Annotated in this window: 29 protein-coding genes and 1 tRNA gene; 5 read left to right on the top strand and 25 right to left on the bottom strand. The window is 44.1% G+C overall.

What is annotated here, in order from left to right; genetic code table 11:
- Positions 1-51: 51 nt before the first annotated feature.
- The 24 genes from fabG to cysS form a co-directional block, all read right to left on the bottom strand.
- Positions 52-786 carry a 3-oxoacyl-ACP reductase FabG gene (gene fabG, locus FD973_RS04755; RefSeq protein ID WP_215324475.1) on the bottom strand — a complete coding sequence of 245 codons (735 nt, stop codon included), beginning with the start codon at positions 784-786 and terminating at the stop codon, positions 52-54.
- Entirely contained in the window at positions 783-1,226 is a 444-nt protein-coding gene (locus FD973_RS04750; RefSeq protein WP_215324474.1) for a hypothetical protein, read from the bottom strand. Before FD973_RS04750 ends, fabG begins: the two co-directional genes overlap by 4 nt.
- Positions 1,223-2,383, bottom strand: a complete 1,161-nt coding sequence (locus FD973_RS04745) for a beta-ketoacyl-ACP synthase (RefSeq protein ID WP_215324473.1) — start codon at positions 2,381-2,383, stop codon at positions 1,223-1,225. The genes FD973_RS04750 and FD973_RS04745 overlap by 4 nt, the downstream gene beginning before the upstream one ends.
- Positions 2,380-2,922 (bottom strand): DUF3261 domain-containing protein, encoded by a 543-nt coding sequence (locus tag FD973_RS04740; RefSeq protein ID WP_215324472.1) that lies wholly within the window; start codon positions 2,920-2,922, stop codon positions 2,380-2,382. The genes FD973_RS04745 and FD973_RS04740 overlap by 4 nt, the downstream gene beginning before the upstream one ends.
- The gene (locus tag FD973_RS04735; protein ID WP_215324471.1) at positions 2,915-5,218 is read right to left on the bottom strand and encodes an MMPL family transporter; all 2,304 of its coding nucleotides are present in this window, start codon (positions 5,216-5,218) and stop codon (positions 2,915-2,917) included. The genes FD973_RS04740 and FD973_RS04735 overlap by 8 nt, the downstream gene beginning before the upstream one ends.
- The gene (locus FD973_RS04730; RefSeq protein WP_215324470.1) at positions 5,196-5,804 is read right to left on the bottom strand and encodes an outer membrane lipoprotein carrier protein LolA; all 609 of its coding nucleotides are present in this window, start codon (positions 5,802-5,804) and stop codon (positions 5,196-5,198) included. The genes FD973_RS04735 and FD973_RS04730 overlap by 23 nt, the downstream gene beginning before the upstream one ends.
- Positions 5,797-6,711 carry an acyltransferase gene (locus tag FD973_RS04725; protein ID WP_215324469.1) on the bottom strand — a complete coding sequence of 305 codons (915 nt, stop codon included), beginning with the start codon at positions 6,709-6,711 and terminating at the stop codon, positions 5,797-5,799. Before FD973_RS04725 ends, FD973_RS04730 begins: the two co-directional genes overlap by 8 nt.
- On the bottom strand, positions 6,708-7,442 hold the full coding sequence (locus tag FD973_RS04720) for a glycosyltransferase family 2 protein (RefSeq protein ID WP_215324468.1): 735 nt from the start codon (positions 7,440-7,442) through the stop codon (positions 6,708-6,710). Before FD973_RS04720 ends, FD973_RS04725 begins: the two co-directional genes overlap by 4 nt.
- 6 nt (positions 7,443-7,448) lie before the next feature.
- The gene (locus tag FD973_RS04715; RefSeq protein ID WP_215324467.1) at positions 7,449-9,113 is read right to left on the bottom strand and encodes an AMP-binding protein; all 1,665 of its coding nucleotides are present in this window, start codon (positions 9,111-9,113) and stop codon (positions 7,449-7,451) included.
- The gene (locus FD973_RS04710; RefSeq protein ID WP_215324466.1) at positions 9,106-9,621 is read right to left on the bottom strand and encodes a hypothetical protein; all 516 of its coding nucleotides are present in this window, start codon (positions 9,619-9,621) and stop codon (positions 9,106-9,108) included. The genes FD973_RS04715 and FD973_RS04710 overlap by 8 nt, the downstream gene beginning before the upstream one ends.
- Before the next feature lie 58 nt (positions 9,622-9,679).
- Complete coding sequence (locus FD973_RS04705; protein ID WP_215324465.1) at positions 9,680-9,940, bottom strand: phosphopantetheine-binding protein; 261 nt, start codon at positions 9,938-9,940, stop codon at positions 9,680-9,682.
- Positions 9,927-10,694, bottom strand: a complete 768-nt coding sequence (locus tag FD973_RS04700) for a 1-acyl-sn-glycerol-3-phosphate acyltransferase (protein ID WP_215324464.1) — start codon at positions 10,692-10,694, stop codon at positions 9,927-9,929. Before FD973_RS04700 ends, FD973_RS04705 begins: the two co-directional genes overlap by 14 nt.
- Positions 10,694-11,410, bottom strand: a complete 717-nt coding sequence (locus tag FD973_RS04695; protein ID WP_215324463.1) for a beta-ketoacyl synthase chain length factor — start codon at positions 11,408-11,410, stop codon at positions 10,694-10,696. The genes FD973_RS04700 and FD973_RS04695 overlap by 1 nt, the downstream gene beginning before the upstream one ends.
- Positions 11,411-11,422: 12 nt before the next feature.
- The gene (locus FD973_RS04690) at positions 11,423-12,667 is read right to left on the bottom strand and encodes a beta-ketoacyl synthase (RefSeq protein WP_215324462.1); all 1,245 of its coding nucleotides are present in this window, start codon (positions 12,665-12,667) and stop codon (positions 11,423-11,425) included.
- An 18-nt stretch (positions 12,668-12,685) separates the two neighbouring features.
- Positions 12,686-12,925: an acyl carrier protein gene (locus tag FD973_RS04685; protein ID WP_215324461.1), complete on the bottom strand. Its 240-nt coding sequence runs from the start codon at positions 12,923-12,925 to the stop codon at positions 12,686-12,688.
- 117 nt (positions 12,926-13,042) lie between these two features.
- Positions 13,043-13,390 carry a hypothetical protein gene (locus tag FD973_RS04680; protein WP_215324460.1) on the bottom strand — a complete coding sequence of 116 codons (348 nt, stop codon included), beginning with the start codon at positions 13,388-13,390 and terminating at the stop codon, positions 13,043-13,045.
- Positions 13,387-13,908, bottom strand: a complete 522-nt coding sequence (locus tag FD973_RS04675; protein ID WP_215324459.1) for a hypothetical protein — start codon at positions 13,906-13,908, stop codon at positions 13,387-13,389. Before FD973_RS04675 ends, FD973_RS04680 begins: the two co-directional genes overlap by 4 nt.
- A 21-nt stretch (positions 13,909-13,929) precedes the next feature.
- Complete coding sequence (locus tag FD973_RS04670; RefSeq protein WP_215324458.1) at positions 13,930-14,145, bottom strand: hypothetical protein; 216 nt, start codon at positions 14,143-14,145, stop codon at positions 13,930-13,932.
- A gap of 480 nt (positions 14,146-14,625) precedes the next feature.
- Positions 14,626-14,720: transfer RNA gene (locus FD973_RS04665), tRNA-Ser, on the bottom strand.
- 96 nt (positions 14,721-14,816) lie between these two features.
- Entirely contained in the window at positions 14,817-16,067 is a 1,251-nt protein-coding gene (locus FD973_RS04660) for an aspartate kinase (RefSeq protein WP_215324457.1), read from the bottom strand.
- A 61-nt stretch (positions 16,068-16,128) separates the two neighbouring features.
- A complete protein-coding gene (gene tilS / locus FD973_RS04655) occupies positions 16,129-17,457 on the bottom strand; it encodes a tRNA lysidine(34) synthetase TilS (RefSeq protein ID WP_215324456.1) in 1,329 nt (442 codons plus the stop codon).
- Positions 17,423-18,394, bottom strand: a complete 972-nt coding sequence (locus FD973_RS04650) for an acetyl-CoA carboxylase carboxyltransferase subunit alpha (protein WP_215324455.1) — start codon at positions 18,392-18,394, stop codon at positions 17,423-17,425. Before FD973_RS04650 ends, tilS begins: the two co-directional genes overlap by 35 nt.
- Before the next feature lie 9 nt (positions 18,395-18,403).
- Complete coding sequence (locus FD973_RS04645) at positions 18,404-19,051, bottom strand: DNA-3-methyladenine glycosylase (RefSeq protein ID WP_215324454.1); 648 nt, start codon at positions 19,049-19,051, stop codon at positions 18,404-18,406.
- Positions 19,051-20,472, bottom strand: coding sequence for a cysteine--tRNA ligase (gene cysS / locus FD973_RS04640; protein ID WP_215324453.1), 1,422 nt, complete (start codon positions 20,470-20,472; stop codon positions 19,051-19,053). Before cysS ends, FD973_RS04645 begins: the two co-directional genes overlap by 1 nt.
- Positions 20,473-20,532: 60 nt before the next feature.
- Here cysS and FD973_RS04635 point away from each other — a divergent pair, with 60 nt between their 5' ends.
- Genes FD973_RS04635 through FD973_RS04625 form a run of 3 tightly spaced genes read left to right on the top strand, consistent with a single transcriptional unit; the run spans position 20,533 to position 22,692 of the window.
- Complete coding sequence (locus tag FD973_RS04635) at positions 20,533-21,441, top strand: M48 family metallopeptidase (protein WP_215324452.1); 909 nt, start codon at positions 20,533-20,535, stop codon at positions 21,439-21,441.
- Positions 21,416-21,919: a peptidylprolyl isomerase gene (locus tag FD973_RS04630; protein ID WP_215324451.1), complete on the top strand. Its 504-nt coding sequence runs from the start codon at positions 21,416-21,418 to the stop codon at positions 21,917-21,919. The genes FD973_RS04635 and FD973_RS04630 overlap by 26 nt, the downstream gene beginning before the upstream one ends.
- A complete protein-coding gene (locus FD973_RS04625) occupies positions 21,916-22,692 on the top strand; it encodes a UDP-2,3-diacylglucosamine diphosphatase (RefSeq protein WP_215324450.1) in 777 nt (258 codons plus the stop codon). The genes FD973_RS04630 and FD973_RS04625 overlap by 4 nt, the downstream gene beginning before the upstream one ends.
- A 44-nt stretch (positions 22,693-22,736) precedes the next feature.
- Here the strand turns inward: FD973_RS04625 and FD973_RS04620 are convergent, their stop codons facing one another.
- Positions 22,737-23,525, bottom strand: coding sequence for an inositol monophosphatase family protein (locus FD973_RS04620; RefSeq protein ID WP_215324710.1), 789 nt, complete (start codon positions 23,523-23,525; stop codon positions 22,737-22,739).
- 174 nt (positions 23,526-23,699) lie between these two features.
- Here FD973_RS04620 and FD973_RS04615 point away from each other — a divergent pair, with 174 nt between their 5' ends.
- Together FD973_RS04615 and cysE are read left to right on the top strand one after the other, a co-directional pair.
- Complete coding sequence (locus FD973_RS04615; protein WP_215324449.1) at positions 23,700-24,452, top strand: RNA methyltransferase; 753 nt, start codon at positions 23,700-23,702, stop codon at positions 24,450-24,452.
- 23 nt (positions 24,453-24,475) lie between these two features.
- Complete coding sequence (gene cysE / locus FD973_RS04610; protein WP_215324448.1) at positions 24,476-25,237, top strand: serine O-acetyltransferase; 762 nt, start codon at positions 24,476-24,478, stop codon at positions 25,235-25,237.
- Positions 25,238-25,337 lie beyond the last annotated feature (100 nt).

The following is a 25,337-nucleotide window of genomic DNA, read 5'->3' as shown; positions in this document are numbered from 1 at the left end:
TATTTCAAACCAAAAGAGAAGGGATGAGCCTTCTCTTTTTTATTTCTAGATTTAAATCATTCCGCCATTAACAGAGATTACCTGTCTTGTTATGTAGGCAGCACCTTCGCTTAGCAGGAAGCTGACTGTTGCAGCTACCTCCTCCGGTTTCCCCATTCTTTGCGCCGGAATTACCTTTAGAGCATTTTCGACAACGTCTTCTGAAACCATATCGGTCTCTATTAACCCCGGGGCCACACAGTTCACTGTAATGTTTCGCTTGGCCAACTCCAGAGCCAACGCTTTAGTTGCCCCAATAACGCCTGCTTTAGAGGCACTGTAATTTACCTGCCCCCTATTTCCCATTACCCCAGAAACAGAAGACATGGTGACTATTCTTCCAGGCTTTCTACTAGACACCATAGGCATTACCAATGGATGCAGTACATTGTAAAAAGATCCCAGATTGGTATTTATGACGCCATCCCACTCTTCGCCCAACATTGCGGGAAAAGAATTATCTGCAGTAACTCCGGCATTACAAACAACTCCATATGGCGCACCAAACTCAGAAAGATATTTTTCCAGAGCCGCTTTAGTGCCGACTCGATCAGAAACATCAAACTGCAAAAGAGAGGCTTTGATACCGAACTCTTTTTCAATCGATTGGGCAACTGATTCCAACTCACCAATGTTTGATCTGCAATGCAGTGCCAGATCATAGCCTTCAGAGGCCAGTCTGCAGGCAATAGCCCTACCAATACCCCTATTGGCACCAGTAATCAGAACAGTTTTATTTAGCTTCATTTGGGTAAATATAAAGCATCATCGTTAGGCTCATACAACGTTAACGTACCTTCGCAAATTACTTGCCCAGCTACACCCTTAATCCTGCCGCGAGCATTAACCATGACCTGCCCTTCGCTTGCGGGATCAAGCTCGATCTCCACTGTCACTTTTTGACCAGGCACAAACTCAGGTACATGAGCAGTAAAGCTTCTGCTTCCCAATAAAAAACCCAACGAAGCCTTATCTGAGCCGGCTTGCTTTGTTAATTTAGCCAAGACTGCGGCAGATTGAGCCATCAACTCAAGACCAATCCATGTGCCAATAGACTCACCTGTAAATGGATAGTCATCCTTGATGATTGCCTCAACTATCGCCGAGTGATCATCGCTAGATACCAGCCTATCAACCAATACCATCGGGGGCTTGTGGGGAAGCATTTGCTCTAGCGCTGAGGTCACGCCTTCTCCAATATCAAGGATGTGTTATTCCCACCAAATGCAAAATTATTCGACATCACGACCTTTGGTGAGTCAGGCAAGCTTGAGGCAAGATTAAGCTGGGGTAATGCAGGATCTTGGGCCCCATCCCATATATGCGGGGGCAAATGTCCATCGCCATCGAGAGTTAAACATGAGATTGCAGCCTCAATTGCACCAGCAGCACCTAGCGTGTGACCAGTTAATGCCTTAGTAGAGCTTACCGGGCACCCAAACCCAAGTCGGTCAATTAACTTGGACTCCATTGAGTCATTGTGATTTGTGCCGGTGCCGTGAAGATTGATGTATTCAATCTGATTACATTGCTTGTTAGCCATGCTTAAAGCAGACTTAATGGCAATCTCTCCGCCCTTGCCATCGGGGTCTGGCGCAGATATGTGATAACCATCAGAGCTCTCTCCCCATCCTGAGATAGAGATGCCACCAGGTTCGCGACTCAAAATAAAGAGTGCACTACCTTCTCCAATATTGATTCCAGATCTATTTACTGAAAGCGGGTTGCAACGCCCTTCTGAAACTGATTCTATTGAAGTAAATCCAGCAACAGTAAATTTGCATAACGTATCTACGCCACCAGCGATGACTAAATCGACCATTCCGCTTTTTAGTAACCTAGCCCCACTAATGATGGCCTTAGCGCTAGAGGTGCAAGCAGTTGAGATTCCGTACGTTGGACCAGAAATCCCAAGTCTATCTGCCAAAAAATGTGCGGGCGAACAAAATAGTCTTTGAGCCAAATCAAATGACTCCGGAAACTTCTGATTCTCCAAAGCATAAGGAAAGACCTCCTCCTCGTCAGATATACCTGACGTGCTTGACCCAATAATTACTGCAATACGGCTTTTTTCAATTCCACTCGAAAGAAGAAAAAACCTATCTTCAATTTGATTAAAGGACGCTGAGAGCAGTTGATTGTTTCTGGAGCGATGCTTAATCGGCGTTTGAGCCAAATCGGGAAGTGCGTCATTAACCTGCCCTAAATATAGGGCTCTGCCAGGGCTATATTTATCAGTCGGACCCATCCCTGGGCTAATGCCTGAAAAAAGATTCTTACGAGTCTCGTCAACCCCATACCCAAGAGGGCTAGTAATTGCGTAATCGTTAATATAAATCGTCACTTTGCTTCGCTTATAACAAAATTCACTTTATATTCTGGCTGAAGTCTCTCAATAGAAACTAGCTCATTCTTATCAGCCATTTTTTGATGCTTGATTTTCACAATTAGCTGTTCGTTACAGTATATCTTTCGCCAATCACCATCTACGGATATTGCGCATCCCTTAGGCAACCCTACCTCTAAGGACTTTAGAGTAGCGAGGGTCAAAATAACATCGTCTACTATCAGTCTATTGGACACTGTAATTGGCAATCCCAAGCCCACCCCCTCGGAAATTAGATTTCCATCAAAGGAAAGCGTAAAGATACGAGCGCCAAATGCTGAACCTATAACAGTTAAACCTTGATTATGTACATCAGCCACTAGATCCATTGCAAATGAAGTATCGCCTCTAGTAATTTGCATCTGCATCTCTAATGTTCTTGGTTCACCCAATCCACTCAAGCTCTTGTCATTGGAGTCATTCAGAAAAACCGTTGCGCAGCCAGACAGCAAAAGCGAGGCAGCCAAACAGATACTGAAGATCTTAAATCTAAGCATGTTCTGATGCCTGTTTTGCGAAGAAAATAGTTAACAACCAAGATAGGAACACGCCAAATAAAAGCGCTATTCCAAAACTATGGAGCGCAGGAATGCTGCTAAATGCAAGGCTGCCAAATGAGATTAAAGTCATTAAGGCGGCAACTGAAATCGAAAGCAGCACTCTTCTATCGCTTGGATATTGAAGCAGAAATATCCCATAGTCCGTACCAACACCAAGCAATAGCGCAAAGGCGACAACGGATAAAAGCGATATTGTCTCGCCCAATAGAGAAAGTATTGCCAGCGTAAGCAATGTCGCGAATATTGGCGGCACAAGGGCTCGCCAAGCATCCCTTCTATACCTTATAGACACAACAACAAAGGTCAGCAAGTACCCCACGGCAATTACATAACTAAATAAAGTCCTGTAGTTACCAAACAATTCCGAAATTTCTTGGGTCTTGTTAACCCAAGATACTTCGTGGTCAGCAACCCCAGATAGCGCTTGAACTGCCGCCGAACTACTCACTCCTGTCAGTAATACTGCAGAAGATTTACCAGCATAGCTCTCAGAATCAAACCATAGATATGAAAGCTTTTGATATATCGGCAAATCTTTGATATCGCCAATTGTTAATGGTGGGTCAACCCTGCTCTGATTTGTCGCCCAGGTCCCGTCTATTCCAAACTCTTTGGCAAGCGACTTAGATGCAGACCCCTTATTCGAAGATGCATATGCCTGACTTGCGATCTTTTGACTTGCGATTGAAGGCACATACAAGGTAACTGCTTGATATCCAGTTATCAACCCATCGGCAACCAATTTATCTAGCTTTGCAGCTAGATTCTCCGTCTTCTCCAGAGTTTCTTGTTCTGATGACGTCGTAATAACAAAGAACTGAGATGGGCTAGGAATACCCAAAATACTTGACGCCTTCAGTTGGTCAGCAACAAGCCCGCCATCTAAACTTGCCATAGATCTCAGATCATCATCAACCTTTGTGGCCTGTAATCCGTAAAAAGAAAGCGCAATGATTCCAATAGTGGCTAGCACTTTGAACTTAGTAGAGGCACCCCATACAAGTAACTGCAAGTTCTTGATCAGATTAACTGCTTTACTGTCATTAAAATCCAGCCCTTCTATAAATGGGAATAGCAAGACGACTGTCAGCCATGCAGCAACAATTCCAACTATTGAAAAGACTGCCATCTGAGAAAGTACCGAGAAAGGCGTTGCAATCATCAATAAGTAACCCAGCGCAGTTGTAATTAGCGCTAATGACATACCCGGCAACAAATAACGCCTTCTTTCAAATGTATCTTTGTGATCACCCATAGATGCAGTCAGCCAATACAAGCAGTAATCTGCAGACATGCCAATAAGGCTTATTCCAAAAGCGATGGTCAGTATGTAAATTTTTGGAAAGAAAAGATAGGCTGCTAGAACGGCATATAAAAATGCGATCGAAACCGTTATTAAAACAACCCCAACGGCATACAAACTCCTGAAAACAAGAAGAATCAGGGTCAAGGCCAAGGTACCGGAGACCAAACCAATAAGTGATATATCTTTTTCCACCGACTTAGAGGTGGCTGCAGCAAAGAAAATGACTCCCGATTTCACAATTTCAACTTCGGGAAATTTATCCTTGGTGCTATTAATTGCGATATTTAAGCTATCCGCAAGATGGATCTGAGAATTCATAGAATTCACTGAATCATCTACCCTTAGCGGCACAACAACGTAACTTCTATCTGACCCCTGCGCAACTAAGCTATCGCCATATGGTCGAACCTTGCTTGTCTTACCTAACTTATATAACCAATCATTAAGGAGGCCAAAGGGATCATCCTTCCATGGAACTACAGAACTCCCCAATGCATAAGCTAAGGCATTTGACCTCTCAACCCAGAAGTTTGAGGATTCAGTATTTAAATGGGCAATATCATCAGACGTTAACAGCCCTGACCTGTGGGCGGTTAGCTTAGCAAGAAACTCTGAGTAGTTTTCAGAAGAGGCGCTAACAACCGGTAGCTCTTTAATTAAATCTCTAAGGCGTTTTTCTGCGGCTAATGAGGTCTCAAGGCTATTTGACCCCACGAGGATAACTAATGATTTTTCCCCATTTTTGCCAATGCGCTCAATAAATTCTTTTGCGATCTGATTTCTATCGGACTTAGGAAGCAAAGAAAAGATGTTGCTATCAACATGGCTTGCGATATTGCTGAAATTAAAAATTGTCCACGCCAATAAACCTAGCGTAATGGCAAGAAAACCCGCAGCAAGAGATTTACTGTAATTGAAGCGCTTCATCTTTTGTTAGGCTAGCCGCAGGTCGAACATCGCTAAACGAAATCTCAGTCGAGTCCCCATCCTTGGATATGAATGTAATACGACTTATCGTGGAGCCACCCGCCATCGTAATTCTCTTAAAAGGTGCTGAAGCCGCGGATTTAGGCGTGAGCTCTACTGCCCAACCCCTTGAGGATGCCTCACCTGTGTAACTAAAGAGTCTATCTAAGGCATTCAAATCCCCAGAAAAGACTGCCAGAACTAACTCATTGATATACCTAACGGATGGTTCGCTACGTGCATCTAGGGCCATTAAATTGCCGCTCTTATTGTCAATCTTGATGCTTGAGTTCGAAACTCTTAGCTTTTGATAGATTGGCTTCTCTGTTACCCAGAGAACTCCCTGAGTCTTGTCAACAATGAAATTTCCATCCGATACAAGGCGCTTACTTATTCCCGTCATTACCTTTGTTTGAACAAACTTACCCCGAACAGTTTGGGCGGATCCGACCATACCCTCAATTTGATTTAGCAAAGAGTCCGCGAAAGCATGGCCTGAAAAACAAAGTAAACATGCCAGCAATACTCGGGTAATCGAATTATTCATGATTAATCTTTTGCCAGAACGGATAAAAATTGAACCACTGAAATGGAGACTTTAAACATCCATCATTAAGAGTTTCTACAAATTTTTGCGCAGCCAGGTCCATGGAATCCCGTTTCTCTGGATCACTGAAATCGGCGATCTGCTTACTAGATACCTCGTACCGTCCATTTACTTTTATGGCCATTAAGGAAAGTAATTGGCAGCCCAAAGTTTTTCCCAGCAAATAGGCCCCCAAAGGGAAATCGGCCTTAGACCCCAGAAAACTTAACGGTATAGTGTTGCCCCACATTAATGGGACCCTATCACCTGCAATTGCAATCAACCCACCCTTTTCAATCTTTTCAGATAAAAGCATTGCATCTTGCATTGAAAATTTTGATACCTGAATAATATTTAAAGCGCTATCTGGGTTAATAGCCTTGAGAAGCTTGTTGAACTTCACGGCATGCGTAGTGTGAACCAAAACAGTCAAATCGATATTGGGGTGGAATTTAGCAATAGCCCTGCAAAAATCTAAATTGCCTAGGTGCGATACAACAATAATTGCACCTTTGCCCTCTTTTGTTAACTCATTAAATGCTTCTATCTGATCAAGCGAATACTCTAGATCATCAATGCTTCCACTCCAGATGATTAGCTTATCTAGAATGCATTCGCCAAATGCATAAATATGTCTGTATACATTTAGCCATGTAGGTTTTGGCGTAGCTCCACCGCTATATTGATATAGGCGATCTAAATAGTCATAAGATGACCTTCTTGCAACCTTGCTAAAGATGAGAAACCAGAAAATAACTGGATAGAGAATCAAAAGAACTGGCAGCCTACCGAATACCCTATAGACGAGGAACAACAACCTTATGCCTAAGGATGCGGAAACCTCATTGAGATCTGCCCAGTGAATCAAGCAAATACCTTTCTAAAGAGCAATTTAGGGAAATTAAATATCATTCCAAAAAATAATCGTATGTGAAGCTTGGTTATTAGAAAGTTGTCATTAAATAACTGAAAGTGCGACACACCATCAATTGGGTACTTAACCCCAACCGGCAATTGAACTATGTGCAAGTTATCCCAAAGAGATCTCACAAGAATTTCAATATCAAAATCCATCCTCTGGCCAAACTCTTTTCTTGAGTCTATGACCTTCAAAGTCTTCTCTAGTGGGTAGATACGAAATCCACACATTGAATCTCGAATTTCAAATGAAAGCGTATGAATCCAAACCAAAATATGGGTGGCATACCGCCATAACTTCCGGCTGGTTGGAACGGACTCATCATATACAGGCATCCCTGAAATAATTTTGTCTGGATGACGTTCACTCAACCTAAGCAATTCTGGGATCTTTTCCAGATCATGCTGCCCATCCGCATCCACCTGAAGTGCGTGTGTGTAACCCCTCTTAAGCGCTTCACGCATTCCAGTGATTACGGCAGCGCCCTTCCCGCCATTTACCTCTCTCGTAACTAAAGTTACATTAGGTGAGCCTAATAAAGGTTTAAGGCCTAATTTGGACTTTTCATCGCTACCGTCATCCACAATGATGATGTGCAAGTTGTAAGCCGATAGCTGCCTAACCACATGACCTATAGCCTCTGGATGGTTGTAATAGGGAATTAATGCGCAAATATTCATGCTGGTTTATTTAAACTTTAAAGTTCCACTTGAAAGGATGGTATCCGAGTTGCGATATTGAAACTTAATATTGCTTGAATCTATATTGCGCTCTAACTGCAGGTGAACTATTTGGTTGGGCTTAATAAATTGCTGGAACTTCACCTGAGACATTCCCACAAATGCGGGACCACCCCCAAATCCTTGTTGAGCGAATTTAATGGCCCACTCAATTAGGGCCACTCCAGGCACAACTGGGAAGCCATCGAAATGTCCATTAAAACAAGCCAAGGTTTTAGACATATCCAAAACCAATTCCATCAATAACTCCTCAACCTTTTTGCTTACAACTATTGGAGACTTAATGCTCTCTGAAAATAAGTCATCTAAATCTTTTTTGACTACCTTGCCCATGGCATTTTGGGGAAATTGATCTACGAACCGCCACCTTCTGGGTATTGCTATGGAATTTATCTTTCCTTTGAGTGAGCTCTTAAGCTGGTTCACTAGCGGCAACTTTCCTTCTATCGTTATAAACTTATTGCCTTTAGCACTCAACTTAATTACACAACCCAATTGAGATCTTCTACCGCTATCAAGATCAGAAATATGGCAATCCTCGACTAGATCAGACTCTTTAATTGAATTAATAAGCTGACTTAGCGAGACCCTTGTTCCCTCGATCTTTAGAATGCGATCGGCCCTACCTAGAATTTCAAAGGAATTGCCTGTTTGGCGAGCGAGGTCTGAAGTTGAAAACCAATCATCATTTGGACAGAAATTAGATTTGATCTCAAGAACAGCATCTATAGGTTTTTTAAATTCAACGCCCTTTTGAAGCAACCATGGTGTATCAGGCGAATCTCTCCAGGCTATATGGCCTGTTTCTGAACTGCCGTATATATCAACAACTCGTGTGTTCGTAATCTGATTGATAACTCTATATACGAGCTCATCCAATACACCGCCAGCTGAAAAGATTGACTTAACTCCTGGTCCAATATTTTTATGTTGTGCATCTAACTCTACGATACTCTTCAAAAAAGATGGGCTAGTAACTAAGACTTGTGACTCTAGAGTATTCCATTCATGACCGCCTTTTATGGATTGCCTGGTGATTTTGGAGCCCCTAGATATTGCCCAAAGTAGAGCAAACGGCATGCCGAAGAAGTGTTGGTGACTAACCGATCTAATAAAAGAAACATCATTTGGTATCAGCTCACCGAATGTATGTTCAAGTGCTTCAACTTCATTTTCAAGCTGCCATATCTTCTTATCGATTCTCACTGGATTACCCGTTGATCCAGAAGTAAAGACACCTATGGCATCGAAGTCGGAATTTAATTCATGAAACAGCTCATTCGCAGGGTCTATATCTTCACCCCAGGCAGAGAGTTGTGAGCTCTCAAACTCACCAATCTTGAACCAATTTGAAAAGCTGGAATTTAGGGCAATATTCATATCGACTGGGACTAGCACTTTGCGCCCCTCTTGCCATGCAGCAAGAAGCCAAACTAAGAACTTATATGCATCCGAGTCATATACAGCTATTTCGACATCGCCAATGCTTTGAAAAGAGGATCGCGCCCTTGCTACGTCATTCTTTAGCTGAGCAAGAGTTACTCCATCATTCGTAATGAATGAGCTGTCCTGCTTGCTTAACAGGAGATTCGAAAGCTTGTTGCTAAGCATTCTCAATGTGTCTCTTACGACAATAAAGCTCACCAGCGAACATCAATCCCATGAGCACATAGGAAATGGCGCCGTTATATAGCGACCAATATGCTTTATCGTCAATGAATATGGTCAGAAGCGCTATACAGCCATTAAGCAAGAAAAATATTGCCCATACGATAGTTACCTTGCGTGCATAAGGAATCTGCTGATCAGTAAATCTTGTATCTTTCAGTCTGGCAATTTTTTCGACGATTGTTTGGTTGCCGAAGAGACTGGAAACAAAAACTGTGAATAGCACTGAATTGACCAGCACGGGATACAAATATACGAACTCAGCATTTCTAAGCAAAAGTGACGCAATGCCAAGAATTAGTGCCACTATAGACAGTGCTCTGCCCCAATAAGGATTCTTTTTAAGAAAGACAAGTGGCACAAAGAATATGCCAGCCACCCAAAACGGAATGTCTAGAAATTTAAATACCCAGATAGATATTGGTAGCAGTACCGCAAGCAAGACTTCCATTGATTTTCATTTACCCTACCAATTTATAGATCGAGCAAATACGCTCGGACCGCGGCATTTATTTTGTTCTGTTTTCTGCTACAAATTTGGCTAACGTTGCTACTGAATAAAAATGCTTGCCTTCCGTCTTAGTAATATTAGTCATCTCCAGGCCATACTTCTTTTGAAGCGCCACACCAAGCTCCAATGCATCTATGGAGTCCAATCCAAGACCATCGTTAAATAAAGAGTCCTCAGACTTAATATCCGCAGGTGAGTAATCTTCGAGATTTAGGCTGCTGATAATTAATTCTTTGATTTCTTGTTCAAGACTGTTCATGCTCTCTAAGCTCATGCGTAAAGTATTCTTCTAAATATTCTGTTAGTTCAGCTGCTTCAATCAACAAATCACCACGAGGATTTACCTTAGTGGCAACATTAACCTCGTCCAATACGGAAACAGTAAATACCGGCTTTTTCGAAGGAACCTTGTACCAACTGTGATCCTTTCTCAGTACTGGCTCAGAGGTAACTATCAATATGGGGGTGATATTAATTCCGCCTTTGATTGCAATATAGGCAGCACCCTGCTTGAAAGTCACCTGACCCAATACCTTTGTCCTGGTTCCCTCAGGAAATATTATCAAATTTTCGCCACTACTTATAGATTCTATAGATTTGCGTATTAGCTCTGGGCCTTCAACATTGCGCATCAATCCCGCTATCTTTGCTAAGCCATACATGCTTGGGTTATTAAATAGGCTGGACTTAATGATTCCGTTAGGGTTATCGATAAGTGCAATCAATATGACCGCATCAATCAAGCTTGGGTGATTTGATAAAACTAGGCGCCCACCAGATTTGAGTCGGCCTAAATTTTTGGTTTGCAAATCCATCACACCAAGGAATTGCATCCCCCACAAGAAGCTTCGAAAGGAAAGCTTAAGCAATAGCTTTCCAAACTTTCTGCGAGCTGGTGTGTCATTAGTTAGAAATAAAACTGGAAGCAATAGCGCCGTAAGAATCGTTCCACAGATTCCAAATATTGCAAATGAGAGTCCTGTTGCGAAGATTCGCCAATAACGATTCAACATTAACCCCTCTTCAGATGCCAAGAGGTATTGTCTATCGCAGCCTCATAACTCTGATCTTCAGAAAGTAAAAACCTAAGGACTTCAAGGTTTATAGAGATATTTGCATCGTTAGACTTAGCTTCTTTAGCAGCGGAAATGCTGAGAGAAAGATCTCCTGAAGAAATCAGATCTACAGAGTATGCGTATGCTTCGCCAGGGAAATCGCAATATGAGTTATAGATATCTGGCGTTGGTTCTGCAGCAACAATGATGCGCACCCTTTTCTCGCCATCAGCAAGCAATCCAATCGCCTCTGCTAATGCTGAAAATACACCGGCATTAGACGAAATTGCAATTACGTTGGAATTTAACTTCTTATCAATTGTGTACAAGCTTGGAATTGCATTATGTACAGCCAAACTAAAAGACTGGGGTGATAGCTTTCCAGTTTCTGTTAACTCCTGCAAGAGCTCGTAACACCTAGTCGACTCACCTTGTTGGCTGCAAAAAATAATTGGCGCGCCTGTCTCAGGAAGGCTATAGGCTGTTTCTAAAGCCATTCCACCAAGCTGCTTCAAGCGCCGGCGATTCATTGGCTGCATGCCTTCAACCTTTGGCTTTTCTTCACCAACCAAAGCAGAAGGATTCTTAACCCAAGATAACCAATCACTGGATGTTTTTAAAGAAGGACTCCAAGCAGCCCAAGACTCTATTCCAAATGAAGAAGATTGGCTCATTGGAACGTCAAACTATTGAGCAGATTTAAATACTAAAACTGCGTTACTGCCACCAAATGCGAATGAATTTGAGATTGCAGCCCTAAGCTTTATCTTGTTCTGATCGCCCACCTTAATATGATTGACGCCCTCACATAAAGGATCAATCTCCTTGAGATTAGCTGTAGGGGGAACAACGCCATTCTTGATCGAAAGAATCGTAATAACGGCCTCAATAGCACCTGATGCACCCATTAGATGCCCATGGGTTGATTTTGTGGAGCTCACAGCAAGATCCTTTGCGTGAGACCCAAAAACCTGCCTTAGGGCTTCTATTTCGCTTGGATCGCCTTCTATCGTGGCAGTGCCATGTGCATTGATATAACCAACATCTTCGATTACTACATCAGCATCATCTAGGGCCAAAGACATTGCCGCTACCTGACCAGTTGGATCGGGCTTAACTAGATTGGTATGGTCGCAATTTGCTCCGTATCCAGCCAGTTCAGCAATGATGGAGGCACCCCTAGAAACTGCATGATCCCAATCTTCTAGAACAAGTGCTGCGGCACCCTCACCCAATACAAGGCCAGAGCGACTTTTATCAAATGGGCGGCATGCATTTGGCGATGTTTCTTCATTGCCAGGCGATAACACACGCATTCCATCCCAAGCTCTAATAACGCCATAAATTAGCGGCGTATCTGATCCGCCAGCAACCATGACATCTGCATCGCCATCACGAATTCTTCTGTAAGCCTCACCTATTGCAGCAGAAGCCGAGGAACAAGCAACCGTGTAACTTAAAGAGGAGTTACCAAGACCCAATTGAATTGCGATATGCGATGAGCAAGCATTATTCATGCCCATGACAACAGCCAATGGCGGCAGGCGCTCTCGACCGTTTTGCCACATCTCCTTCAAGCCCTGTTCATAGATCCTGGTGCCGCCAAGGGCGGTACCCCATGAAACACCTGCATTTGGTTTGTGTGACTTATCGCTAATATCAAATCCAGCATTAGTCCAGGCTTCAAATGCAGCAACAAGACCCATCTGCGAGAACTTATCCATCGATATAGTTCTTGGCTTGCCCAATATCTCATCGCCATTAAAGTTCTGGCAAAAAACTGCAGGGATTGAAACTGGAACTGGAATATCGTTTGTAGCGTAATGACGAATCGACGACTCGCCTTTTACCGTACGGTCAAAGAAACTACCCATTGACTCGCCAAGAGGATCAATTAAACCAATACCAGTTATTGCAACACGTCTCTTCATGGTGAAGATCTCAGCTAGTTAATTCTTGGGAATAAATGGCTCAACAATTGCAAGAAGATCGCCAATCGTCACTGGTTTAGTGGTTACATCAGGTACTTTGATTTTGTATTTATCTTCAAAATCAAAAAGGAGTTCGATCTGCATTAATGAGTCAATACCAAGATCCTCCAAAGAGGCATTTAGCGTAACCTTTTCTTTATCGATTCCCAGGCGCTCCTGAAGAAGGCTTTGCATTGTTTCTAGCGCGATATTGCTCATTTTTACCCGAAAATATTATTATTCTTTGATTATAAATGTTAGGGATACCTACTCCGGGATGTACAGGAATACCCTAGGTCCACAACCATTTAACTGAAAAGAAAAAGAGCGATTAAATTACTGGCAATCTTTTATTGCCTGGACAAGTTTTTGCTCCAAGAGCACTAAACCTTTGTAATATTTTGTTGTAGATCCAGTCCCGTCATTATCTATATCAACAAGCATTCCTGTTTGACCATTCAGCGGTAATGACACTACGTATCCACTGGTAGTTACTCGCATATTGACAGTCAATGCACCACCAAATCCACCCAAACCCTCCCACTTATCGGCGATACAAATAGCAACATCTTTTGCTGGCTTTGTACTTTTCAAATCAAGCAGTGGCTTTTGTGATCTCAATTCTGCAGGTGTAGCACAGCCAACTAATGCAAATAAAATGGAGATTGCTGCAAGAACTTTCATTTAGAAACCCTAAGGACACACTGACCAAACGATTCAGTTCCCACCTTAAAACCAAGATCTAAACATTTTTGCTTTCCTTGATCCATGGTCGCGGAAACATCGCCCTGGGATGATTTGATATCAGAAGAAATCCTAGCTTTCTGCTCAGATAAAACGCTCTTATCCACACAAATAAAAACAAGCTCAACCCTGGGAAAGTTACCAAGGACATGTGGCGGCGTTGAGGTTTGCTGCTGCAACACCTTTATAGTCTTTTGCTCTCTTGAACAGAAATCCTTGGCCCTACCCTCGGCATTAGACTGAACAGAGGCGATGGAAACAAAACCTGTAGACCCCTGAGAAAACACACGATACTGTTCGGCGCCAGTCTTATCATCCGATAGGTTATAAATCTGACCTGGATATGCTGCGCCATCAAAATAAGATTTTGTCGTAGCCGCATTTTGCACTGGAGGAGCCGAGGCACAGCCTTGTAATACCAATAGCCCAAGAATAGAGATCCTAATAAATAGATTCATATTTAAAATCGCTTATACCGGCTATTTATTTAGCTTAAGAACACACTGACCAAAGGCTTCGGTTCCAGATTTAAAGCCTATCTCTGCACACATCTTCTTTGCCTCATCGAATGAAGTTTGATTTAAGGCTGAGTTGGCACTATTGGGCGCCATCGCCTTAGCCCCCTTTGGCGGACATTGAGCAATGCAAAATCGCAAATTATCCACACAGTCATTATTCTTACGAATAGGCATCATGGTTATGGCACTCTGACATGTGTCATATCTATTTCTACATGTTGTAGTGCACTCATAATCTTTAGAGGTGAAATCAATATCCTCGGTTGTTTGACAGCCTGCTAGGCTGAATAGCAGTAACACTGTAATCCACAGGCTTTTCATCCAAGGCTTTCTAATGGTTTTTATAGCAGTTTATGCCCTAATTTAAGGGTCTTCGACAAATCAGTCACCCAATTAATTGGCTACCCATGGGTTAATCATAATTCTTTATTAGCGCTATGCTGAAGGGAAACCATTCCAGCCCACCCTCACTTAACCGAGCTCCAACGGGCTATTTATGACCCTAAGTGACCAAAAACATACATATCGCCCCAAGCCCCGCACCCAAGATCCAACTAAAACTTGAAACCCGAGCATCGTTTTAGTGGTGGGTAGGCTGGTGGGTAGAGAACCCTAGAAAAAACAAAGCCCCGTGGTTAGGGGCTTTGCGGAAAGTACTGGCGGAGACGAGAGGATTCGAACCTCCGATCAGAGTTTTAGCCCCGATGCTCCCTTAGCAGGGGAGTGCCTTCGACCAGCTCGGCCACGTCTCCTTACTACTTCTACAACGCCCCACAGTTTAACGGATTACTGTCTTACTGGGGGTTTACTGCTTTTTGATCCTTTTATTCCTGCTTTTACTTCCGTACTTACTTCTGATCCAACTCAAATGCTTTGTGCAGTGCACGTACTGCCAACTCCATATATTTCTCATCAATCACTACGGAGATCTTGATCTCGCTTGTGGAGATCATGAGGATGTTGATACCCTCTTCTGACAAAGTGCGGAACATCTTGCTTGCAATACCAACATGAGAGCGCATACCAACGCCAACCACGGAAACTTTAGAGACCTTTGGATCACCAGAGATTTCTTTTGCTTCAATGTGAGCTTGTACAGTGCCTTTGAGAATATCCAATGCCTTTTGGTAATCAGCGCGTGGCACGGTAAAGGTGAAATCGGTCTTACCTTCAACAGATTGATTTTGGATGATGATATCCACATCAATATTGGCATCTGCAATCGGCCCCAAAATTTGATATGCAATACCTGGGCGATCAGGAACTCCTAGAACGGTAATCTTCGCTTCATCACGCGCAAAGGCGATGCCGGAAATAACTGCGGCTTCCATAGTGCTGTCCTCTTCAAATGTAATCAAGGTGCCTGAGCTCATCTCTTCAGCTAAAGGCATCAATGGGTCTGTCAGCGAAGACAGCACCCGAGTTTTAACTTTGTATTTACCTGCAAACTCTACTGAACGAATCTGCAATACCTTTGAACCCAAGCTTGCCATTTCTAGCATCTCTTCAAAAGTAATTTTGTCTAAACGACGCGCATCTTCGCAAACACGTGGGTCTGTTGTGTAGACGCCATCAACGTCGGTATAGATTAAGCACTCATCTGCTTTAAGTGCGGCTGCCATGGCTACTGCTGAAGTATCGGAACCACCACGACCTAATGTAGTGATATTGCCTTCTGGGTCTACGCCTTGGAAACCAGTAACCACTACTGCACGACCAGCATTGAGATCTTTCAATATCTTTTGATCATCAATACTCTTAATGCGAGCTTTGGTAAAAGAGGAGTCGGTATGCACCGTGACTTGCCAGCCGGCATAACTCACTGCGTCAATGCCCTCTCGCATTAAGGCCAATGCCAATAAACCGGAGCTGACTTGCTCACCAGTTGAGGCAATTTGATCAAGCTCTCTTGGATGGGCTTCAGGATTGATTTCTTTTGCAAGGCCTAGCAAGCGATTGGTCTCGCCAGACATAGCTGAAGGCACTACTACCACCTGGTGACCTGCACGCATCCACTTAGCAACGCGTTTGGCGACATTAGCAATGCGCTCGGTTGAGCCCATTGAGGTGCCACCATATTTATGAACGATAAGAGCCATAAAAACCGTTTATTTAACTGTCTGAAACAGGGTTGTTATGCCCTGAGGTTCTAAAAAAGGCTTATTTTACAGGGTTTTGTATCCATTCCGGGACTATGCGCCTACCTTTAGAAATAAGATGTGGATAGCTAGTGCCAATCCCAGCAACTGCAATCAATTCATCATGGATATAAAGTAAGGGAGCCTGGCGTTCCCAAGGTGGGATATCCGCCTCCTGAAAGAGATTTTTGAGGGTTTTTCGAGGGCTATTCGGCTTAATCTGGATCTTTTCCGAACCCACCCTCTCTTTTAGGCTAATTTGATTATTTTCTTGGGCATTCTTGACCCAATCAGCGGGCAGGCCTAATTGCTTGGAATTTGTTGGCAACGTTTTAAAAACCCATTTTCCCTCTTCCTTACCTGCTACCTGTAGTGCGCCTCGCCATAAACGAATTTTTCTTTCATCATGAAGCCACTCCAATTGGGCATCTGCCTTGACCTTCTCTAAGTCATGCCACCAAGATTGCAAACGCTCTTGTGATGGCATTGCTAATTGCTGGGTTTGCAACCAATATCGGATGAGATTATTTGCGGCTGGCAAATCTACTTTAGCCAATGCAAGCATAGGCATCACTTTTAACCGATCATTCTTAAGAATATTTTTACCATCTTGTTTTGCTAAGCGATTGAGTAACCCTTGCGCTTCACCAAGCAACTGCGCACTGCGTGCCATATTCGTTAGTGATTCTGGTTGAATATTTTTTAGGATCGGAATAATTTTTTGGCGGATCGCATTACGACGGTATTCCGTGTTTTGATTACTTGGATCTTCAATCCATTTGAGCTTACGCTCTTTTGCATAAGCCTCTAACTCTGATCTACCCATATTGAGCAGTGGTCGCCAAAGAGTAATGGTGTGTTGATTGATCTGGAGCTCTCTGCTTTGTGGCATACCAGACAATCCCGCTACACCCGATCCCCGCAGAAGTTGTAGCAACACCGTTTCAGCTTGATCGTTTTGATGATGCGCCAACAATAAATCTTCAATACCGTGCTCTTCACAAAGCTCGGCGAGCGCTTCATAGCGCCCCGCCCTAGCTCTTGCTTCTACATTTCCTTGCTCTTTAGGGTTACCCAAATGTAAGAGTCGAAAATCAAAATGAATCTGATATTTTTTTGCTAGCTTCTCGCAAAAGGTTAGCCATTCATCAGCAGACTTTTGCAAGCCATGATGCACATGGAAGGCATAAATTTGATTTTGGTTTTTTGTTTTTGTAGATTGGGTTTTTGACTGAGTTTGCGCCTTGCAAACCGTATCGAGCAAAACAACCGAATCGAGGCCGCCACTGAGGGCAACCGCAATTCGTTTTCCTGATTTAGGACTTTGCTGTGATTTCCTTGAACTTGCCATAACTCATCAAACGCTCATGACGACGCTCCAGTAAAGCATCTACTTTCATGCCATCAAAGGTTTTTAAAGACTCGGCAAGTGCTTTACGCATATTGCTCATCATCGTGCTGTAATCGCGGTGAGCACCGCCAATAGGCTCAGCAACAATCTTATCAATCAGACCTAATGCCTTCAGTCGTTGAGCAGTCAAACCAAGTTGTTCGGCAGCTTCTGGCGCCTTATCAGCAGTCTTCCATAGAATAGAAGCGCAACCCTCGGGCGAAATCACTGAGTATGTAGAGTTTTGCAACATCAACACTACATCGCCCATCGCAATTGCTAAAGCACCACCAGAACCACCCTCACCAATAATGGTGGCAATGATAGGCACTTCTAGTTCTGCTTGCACATATAAGTTACGACCAATCGCCTCTGACTGATTGCGCTCTTCCGCATCAATCCCTGGGAATGCCCCGGGGGTATCCACAAAAGTAAACACGGGAATACCAAACTTTTCTGCGAGACGCATCAAACGCATTGCTTTTCGATACCCTTCAGGGCGACTCATGCCAAAGTTTCTGAGAGCACGTTCTTTTGTATCGCGACCTTTTTGATGACCAATGACCATACAAGGTTGATCTTCAAAACGAGCGAGGCCGCCAATAATCGATTGATCATCCGCAAAAGTTCGATCACCATGAAGCTCATGAAAATCAGTGAACAAGCCACTCACATAATCTAAGGTGTATGGACGCTGGGGATGACGCGCTACTTGAGAAACTTGCCAAGGGGTGAGATTGGCATATACGTCTTTAGTCAGTTGCAGACTCTTCTCAGAGAGCGTTTTTATCTCATCGGAAATATCTACCGATGACTCATCTTGCACAAAACGCAACTCTTCAATCTTTGACTCTAATTCGGCGATTTGTTGCTCAAAATCCAGGAAAGTCGTTTTCATAGTCTGATTTTAATATTCAACTGGGATTGGGTCGATACTTCTCCACATATACCAGGTGGCAACTGTACGCCATGGGGCCCAATTGGCAGCCACTTCACGGGCTTCATGGCGGCTAACAGGCTCTCCACTGAAGTAATTGAGGGAAATCGCCTTAATTAGACCAACATCGTCCAATGGCAGAATATTAGGGCGAACCATATTAAAAATGAGGAACATTTCAGCGGTCCAGCGCCCAATACCCCGAATTGAGCTTAATTCTTTAATGACGCTCTCATCATCCATGTCTTTCCACTGATTTTCGTGAAGACGACCCGAATCGAAGTGATCGGCCAAATCTCGGATGTATTCAACCTTTCGCCCAGATAAACCTGCCGCACGTAATTCTTCGACGGAGAGTGCCAGGATATTTTTAGGATTTACCTTCTTTTTACAAGCGGCAACCACTTTATTCCAAACCGATTGCGCGGCCGCTACTGAAATTTGCTGACCAACAATTGCTCTAGCCAATGTATTAAATGGATCCCCACGCGTCACCAAAAATCCTGATCCATATTTTGGGATCAACTTTTTCAGAATGCGATCTTGCTTCATGAGTTCTCGGCAAGCTTGCTCCCAGTACTCGGGAGCGACTTCTGTTTTGTCTTTTGCTGCTGCCATTAAGCTCTACGCCATTCTGTTATGCCGCCTGGTTTATCTTCCAAAACAATACCCTGCTCTAGCAAATTTTTTCGAATTGCATCTGCTTGAGAAAAATCTTTTGCTTGCTTAGCGGCAATACGCGCTGCAATTTGCTCTTCTATTTGCTCAGGACTTAAGCCGTCTTGATCTTTGGAACCTGCTTGCAAAAATGCGGTTGGATCACGTTGCAAGAAATTTAATGAAAGACCAAGGGTTTTCATCGTATTAGCAAGCAATTGCTTTTCTTCACCCTGCGCGCGATTTAATTCAGTTGCCAGATCAAATAAAACGGCTATCGCCTCTGGTGTATTGAAATCATCATTCATAGCATCCGTAAAACGTTTAACCCAAGCATTATTTGGGTCGAGTGCAGATGCTTGCGCTTTTGGAGCTTGCGACAAAGCGGTATATAAGCGTACCAATCCAGAGCGTGCTTCTTCTAATTGTGCATCGCTGTAATTAATTGGGCTGCGGTAATGCGCCTTCAGCATAAAGAAGCGAATAACTTCAGGGTCAAAACTCTTGAGAACATCTCGAATTAAAAAGAAATTTCCCAAAGACTTTGACATCTTCTCTTCATTTACCCGAATATGCCCGTTGTGCATCCAGTAATTTACAAAGGGTGCATCTTCTTCTTTGCGATCCTTGCCATACAAAGCACCTTCGCTTTGGGCGATTTCGTTTTCGTGATGCGGAAACTGCAAGTCTGCGCCGCCACCATGGATATCAAAGTGCTCACCCAATAAATCACATGACATTGCTGAACACTCTATATGCCATCCAGGACGACCTTCGCCCCATGGAGACTTCCAACGAGTATCGGCAGGTTCCTCAGCCTTGGCGCTTTTCCAAAGAACAAAGTCCAGTGGGTCACGCTTACCATCACCAACTGCAACGCGTTCACCAGCATTTAATTCATCTAAAGTCTTGCCAGATAGTTGTCCATAGCGCGGCAATAAACGCACTGCAAAATTAACATCGCCATCATTCGCTTGATAGGCCAATTCTTTTTCAATGAGTTTGCCGATCATGCCTTGCATCTGCTCTATAAAATCTGTTGCGCGTGGCTCTTGATCTGGATGCATTAAACCCAATTCATCCGAGTCTGCATGCATTGCATCGATAAAGCGATTGGTTAAGGCGGAAATTGGCTCACCATTTTCAATTGCACGATTAATGATCTTGTCATCAATATCAGTGATATTGCGCACATACTGGACTTCATATCCACTGGCCCTAAGCCAGCGTACCACCATATCAAACACAATCATGACCCGAGCATGGCCAATATGGCAAAAATCATAGACAGTCATGCCACAGACGTAGATCTTCACCTTGCCAGGCTCGATGGGCTTAAAAACCTGTTTTGAACGAGTAAGAGTGTTATAGATTTGCAGCATATGGCTATAAAGGTGGGGCAAGTAGCGCCAATTTGTTAGACTGAGCGCTGAGTATATCGAATGAGCCCGTTTCACACCCCATCCCCTATGTCCTACAACCCCCTAGAGCCGCGTCCAGCCCTTCATTTTGCCCTTGCTCCTGCTTTGACCGCTTTAGCAGCGCTAACCTTGATGACGGGGTGTAGCACCCCCTCTCAACAGCGTGCAGATAGTGAAATTCAGTCATTAAATACTCAGGAGATGAAGTCTACTCAGGCAGCCCCTCAGCCTTATTTGGGGGGCTATAGCCCAATTGATCCCCCTCGGCTTTCCGCAGACATGGGCAATGACCCCCTTAATCCCGAGCTATCCGAGACTGTTGGCGTGCCGTTTCTCTCATTCCTCATCATCGAACCCAACCCCATCACCAAGAATGGCGTGCCATCGGATGTAGAAAAATTGGTCAAGGCACGCAAATATCAAGATGCGATCACTCAAATTAATGTAGAACTCAAAAAGAATCCGCGTAATGTGCAATTGCGTTTTGTTAAAGCGCGACTGCAAATCGAGTTACGACAGTTTGATCAAGCCAAAAAAACATTGGTTGAAATTACCCAGCAGTTCCCAGAGCTACCTGAGCCCTATAACAATCTTGCTGCGATTGCCGCAAATCAAGGTCAATGGATTGAGGCTCGAGATTATTTAGAGCTGGCATTAAAACTGCGCCCCACCTATGCCATTGCCTCTGCAAATCTGGGCGAGATCTATGTTCGTCTTGGGGCTAAAGCATATGAGGATGCCGCCAAGAATGCTCAGCTCAATCAACGCCAGTATTCAAATCGCGCCAAGGCTCTCTTAGATGTTTTAAAGCCTCCTGCAAAGCGCCCTGTCGTATCAAGCACAAATTCAGATTCAGCATCAAGCAATAATCCATCCACCAACCCTTTAGAAAGTAAATCTAACAATGGCGAAAGTACTCTTAAAAACTAATAAGGGTGATATCACCCTCGACCTAGACGCAGTGAAGGCACCTAAAAGTGTTGCTAACTTTTTGCAGTATGTAAAAAGCGGTCATTACGATGGTACGATTTTCCACCGCGTCATAGATAACTTCATGATTCAGGGTGGCGGCATGACAGCCGGCATGAAACAAAAGCCTACTGCCACTCAAATTGAAAATGAGGCTAATAATGGCTTGAAGAACGATCGTTACACAGTGGCTATGGCACGCACTAGCGATCCTCACTCTGCCACTTCACAATTCTTTATCAATGTGAATGACAATGATTTTTTAAATCACACGGCACCGAATGCGCAAGGCTGGGGTTATGCGGTTTTTGGCAAGGTGACTGATGGTATGGATGTGGTTGATGCCATTCGTAAAGTAAAAACTGGAAGTTCTGGATTTCATCAAGACGTTCCCACAGAAGATGTTGTCATCGAGAAAGCTACCGTCCTCGAGGAATGATTCCGCAATACGCGAGCGCACTGCTCATTTCAGACTTACATTTGACGCCGTCAATGCCCTTGACGGCGCAACGTTTTTTTGACTTCTGCGAAAAAGAGGCGCCCACAGTAGAGGCTGTATTTATTTTGGGTGATCTATTTGAGTATTGGGTAGGTGATGATGCTGTAATGCACTCACCTTTTCAGCAAGAGGTTCAGCGTGCGATCGCCAATCTTTCTACTAAAGTAAAAACTTATTACCTTCACGGCAATCGGGATTTTTTAATCGGTCACAGCTTTATTAAAAAGACTGGGATGACACTACTAAGCGATCCCTCATCCGTAGAAATTGCACAGCAAAAATGGGTCTTGGCTCATGGTGATGCTTTATGCACCGCAGATATTGGTTATCAAATATTTCGTAGCTGGGTCAGAAAGCCTTGGATACAAAGAATCTTTTTAAGCTTGCCACTGCATTGGCGCCGTGGCGTTGCTCAGCACCTCCGAAGTAATAGCCACAATCAATACCAACAACAGCCTCCAGGTCATCTCCACAAAATGGATGTCACACGTGCTGCTTGCGCTGCTGTATTAAGAGATCAATCAGGCGATCGATTGATCCATGGCCATACACATCTACCAGCCCATCATGAAGAATCTCTAGGCGCACAAGTATGGCAACGTTGGGTTTTGTCTGACTGGGATTTGGATCATCCAGAAAGTGGGCGCCCCAGAGCCAGCGCCCTGCTGATTAATGGTGACGGAGTTCGCTATCTCGATCTGATTAAACACTAACTAAATCAGACCACCTGCTGAATTTACAAGCTTTTATAAACTCGTTAGCGAGCTGAATATTTGGAGAGCGTCTGCACCATCTGAGCAAAGATGCGTGGATTTGCCGCCATCACCTCACCACTCTTAAGGTAACCCTCCTCTCCACGATAATTACCGATTAGCCCTCCAGCCTCGGTAATCAATAAGGCACCAGCAGCCATATCCCAAGGCTTAAGATCGCTCTCAAAGAATCCATCGTAGCGACCAGCAGCCACATAAGCCAAGTCCAAAGATGCAGCGCCAGGGCGGCGTAAGCCTGCGCATTGCCGTGACATCTCACCAAAAATCTTTAAATATTTTTCTAAGTCCTGATCATCGCGATAAGGAAAACCAGTGCCCAACAAGGCATTTGCTAATCGATCTTGGGTGGCAACGCGCAAACGCCGACGATCTAAATACGCACCGGCACCACGTGTAGCCGTAAACAGCTCATCGCGTGTTGGGTCATAGACAACAGCTTGTTGGGTGACTCCATTAACAGACAGCGCAATGGACACTGCATATTGCGGAAAGCCGTGAATAAAATTGGTTGTGCCATCCAAGGGATCAATGATCCAAACGTTTTCTGCATCAACATTGCGTTCACCAGTCTCTTCAGCTAGAAAACCATGCGTTGGATAGGCTTCGCTGAGCGTTTCAATAATGGCTGCTTCTGCAGCTTTGTCCACCTCGGTTACAAAATCATTATGTTGCTTACGATCTACCTGCAGACGCTCTAGATTTAAAGAGGCGCGATTGATGACCGTTCCTGCGCGACGGGCGGCCTTCACGGCCACATTTAACATGGGATGCATAGTATTGATGGACAAATTAAATAAGAACAAGCCCCTTGTAACGCCAACAATTGAGGTAAATTGCATGACAATACGAAGCTAACAGGTTGATTCTAAACGATTAGGGCCAATAACCCCATTACCCACCATTTATATCTTCTCCACTTTCCGCCACGCTGAACCCTCTAGGCATTGATGAATATCGAACAATTTCAATTAATTCGCTGGACTTTGGTGGAAACCAGCCATCCTGGCAACGTTGGATCGGCAGCGCGCGCCCTCAAAACCATGGGTTTTAGTGACTTACGCCTCATTAACCCCAAGATCAAGGGAATTGCTTCCCACGATGAGGCTATCGCCCTAGCAAGTGGTGCCGCAGACATCTTAGAAAGCGCGACCGAAGACGTATCTTTGGCCGCTGCAGTTAAAGGGTGCTCGCTAGTATTGGGTCTCACTAGCCGAGATCGAGAATTTGGTCCCCCTGCTCTTAATTGGGAGGATGCCCGTTCTTTAATCGCTGAAATGGTTGGCGAAAACAAAAAGGTTGCCCTCCTCTTCGGACCTGAAAGAACTGGCTTAGAGAATGAGCATCTATCTTTGTGCACCCACCGAGTCTGGTTAGAGGCGAATCCCGCCTATCCATCCTTAAATCTAGCCCAGGCTCTCATGGTGTGCGCCTATACCCTCAGATCAACGCTTTGCCAAAGCCTAGACAATCACAATGCCGCGCCTAGACAAGAAAGCATGGCTGATTTTGCTGATCCCGCAGCCGTCAGCGCAATGTTGGAACATTGGCGCCAAGGTTTAGAGGCAATCGGCTACTTAGACCCTGCAAATCCCAAAAAATTAATGCCCCGCATCCAAGCCCTCTTTGCTCGCAGTCGCCTTCATAAAGAAGAAATTGACCTTTTGCGCGGCATCGCCAAGCAGATGCTCCTGAGAAAATAGACACATCCCGTTAAAATCAAGTCATGTCTAATTCCATCTTCGATCAAGTCGACTCCATTATTGCCAGAGACCCCGCAGCGAGAAATCGCCTAGAGGTCATTACTTGCTATCAGGGTCTTCATGCAGTGTGGTTGCATCGCATCTCTCACTTTCTGTGGAACATGGGTCTCAAATGGATTGCTCGCTTACTCTCCATGTTTGCACGCTTTCTGACGGGTATTGAAATTCATCCTGGAGCAAAGATCGGTCGCAGAGTTTTCTTAGACCATGGCCTTGGAATCGTCATTGGTGAAACCACTGAGATTGGCGATGACTGCACGATTTATCAAGGCGTCACTTTGGGCGGAACCTCACTCTATAAAGGCATTAAACGCCACCCCACTCTTGGTAAGGGAGTGGTGGTGAGTGCTGGCGCAAAAGTCCTCGGTGGCTTTACTGTAGGTGACGGCGCTCGCGTTGGCTCGAATGCGGTTGTACTTAAAGAAATTCCTGCAGGCGCAACTGCTGTTGGTATTCCAGCACGTATCTTGCACCCAGACTTACCTCAAAGCGCCGACATTAAAGCCAAAGAATATTTTCAGGCTTATGGTGTAACACCAAACGTAGATGATCCGGTGTCTATGGCCCTTAAAGGTCTAATAGATGCAACCATCGAGCAAGAGGCCAAAATTGCTGCTCTTGAGAAAGCTTTGGCAAAGCTCAGCAACACACCTGCGAGCACTGACGAAGGATCTAGCGATACGAAGCGAGATCTAGATGCTATTAAGGAATGGCTGAAGGAATAAAGGAACTGAGGAATAAAATTCTGCAAAGTGTAAATAAAAAAGGAATAGCATTTGCTATTCCTTTTTAGTTTTGAGTCTTATTTAACTTTAGATTAGTTTT

The sequence above is a fragment of the Polynucleobacter sp. MWH-Braz-FAM2G genome (assembly GCF_018687635.1).
In the GTDB taxonomy this organism is placed as follows: Bacteria; Pseudomonadota; Gammaproteobacteria; order Burkholderiales; family Burkholderiaceae; genus Polynucleobacter.
Note: the sequence above shows the minus strand (reverse complement) of the source record. Positions and strands in the feature narration are given on the sequence as shown.

Bases quoted from the DNA above. Each gene is read 5' to 3' on its own strand.
- FD973_RS04700 (WP_215324464.1), bottom strand. From the start codon at position 10,694: ATGTTGAATCGTTATTGGCGAATCTTCGCAACAGGACTCTCATTTGCA.
- FD973_RS04630 (WP_215324451.1), top strand. From the start codon at position 21,416: ATGGCGAAAGTACTCTTAAAAACTAATAAGGGTGATATCACCCTCGAC.
- FD973_RS04730 (WP_215324470.1), bottom strand. From the start codon at position 5,804: ATGAATAATTCGATTACCCGAGTATTGCTGGCATGTTTACTTTGTTTT.
- FD973_RS04635 (WP_215324452.1), top strand. From the start codon at position 20,533: ATGAGCCCGTTTCACACCCCATCCCCTATGTCCTACAACCCCCTAGAG.
- FD973_RS04670 (WP_215324458.1), bottom strand. From the start codon at position 14,145: ATGATGCCTATTCGTAAGAATAATGACTGTGTGGATAATTTGCGATTT.
- cysS (WP_215324453.1), bottom strand. From the start codon at position 20,472: ATGCTGCAAATCTATAACACTCTTACTCGTTCAAAACAGGTTTTTAAG.
- cysE (WP_215324448.1), top strand. From the start codon at position 24,476: ATGTCTAATTCCATCTTCGATCAAGTCGACTCCATTATTGCCAGAGAC.
- FD973_RS04710 (WP_215324466.1), bottom strand. From the start codon at position 9,621: ATGGAAGTCTTGCTTGCGGTACTGCTACCAATATCTATCTGGGTATTT.
- FD973_RS04705 (WP_215324465.1), bottom strand. From the start codon at position 9,940: ATGAACAGTCTTGAACAAGAAATCAAAGAATTAATTATCAGCAGCCTA.
- fabG (WP_215324475.1), bottom strand. From the start codon at position 786: ATGAAGCTAAATAAAACTGTTCTGATTACTGGTGCCAATAGGGGTATT.
- FD973_RS04715 (WP_215324467.1), bottom strand. From the start codon at position 9,113: ATGCTTAGCAACAAGCTTTCGAATCTCCTGTTAAGCAAGCAGGACAGC.
- FD973_RS04720 (WP_215324468.1), bottom strand. From the start codon at position 7,442: ATGAATATTTGCGCATTAATTCCCTATTACAACCATCCAGAGGCTATA.
- FD973_RS04645 (WP_215324454.1), bottom strand. From the start codon at position 19,051: ATGGCAGCAGCAAAAGACAAAACAGAAGTCGCTCCCGAGTACTGGGAG.
- tilS (WP_215324456.1), bottom strand. From the start codon at position 17,457: ATGGCAAGTTCAAGGAAATCACAGCAAAGTCCTAAATCAGGAAAACGA.
- FD973_RS04695 (WP_215324463.1), bottom strand. From the start codon at position 11,410: ATGAGCCAATCTTCTTCATTTGGAATAGAGTCTTGGGCTGCTTGGAGT.
- FD973_RS04740 (WP_215324472.1), bottom strand. From the start codon at position 2,922: ATGCTTAGATTTAAGATCTTCAGTATCTGTTTGGCTGCCTCGCTTTTG.
- FD973_RS04685 (WP_215324461.1), bottom strand. From the start codon at position 12,925: ATGAGCAATATCGCGCTAGAAACAATGCAAAGCCTTCTTCAGGAGCGC.
- FD973_RS04620 (WP_215324710.1), bottom strand. From the start codon at position 23,525: ATGCATCCCATGTTAAATGTGGCCGTGAAGGCCGCCCGTCGCGCAGGA.
- FD973_RS04650 (WP_215324455.1), bottom strand. From the start codon at position 18,394: ATGAAAACGACTTTCCTGGATTTTGAGCAACAAATCGCCGAATTAGAG.
- FD973_RS04660 (WP_215324457.1), bottom strand. From the start codon at position 16,067: ATGGCTCTTATCGTTCATAAATATGGTGGCACCTCAATGGGCTCAACC.
- FD973_RS04675 (WP_215324459.1), bottom strand. From the start codon at position 13,908: ATGAATCTATTTATTAGGATCTCTATTCTTGGGCTATTGGTATTACAA.
- FD973_RS04680 (WP_215324460.1), bottom strand. From the start codon at position 13,390: ATGAAAGTTCTTGCAGCAATCTCCATTTTATTTGCATTAGTTGGCTGT.
- FD973_RS04615 (WP_215324449.1), top strand. From the start codon at position 23,700: ATGAATATCGAACAATTTCAATTAATTCGCTGGACTTTGGTGGAAACC.
- FD973_RS04625 (WP_215324450.1), top strand. From the start codon at position 21,916: ATGATTCCGCAATACGCGAGCGCACTGCTCATTTCAGACTTACATTTG.
- FD973_RS04690 (WP_215324462.1), bottom strand. From the start codon at position 12,667: ATGAAGAGACGTGTTGCAATAACTGGTATTGGTTTAATTGATCCTCTT.
- FD973_RS04735 (WP_215324471.1), bottom strand. From the start codon at position 5,218: ATGAAGCGCTTCAATTACAGTAAATCTCTTGCTGCGGGTTTTCTTGCC.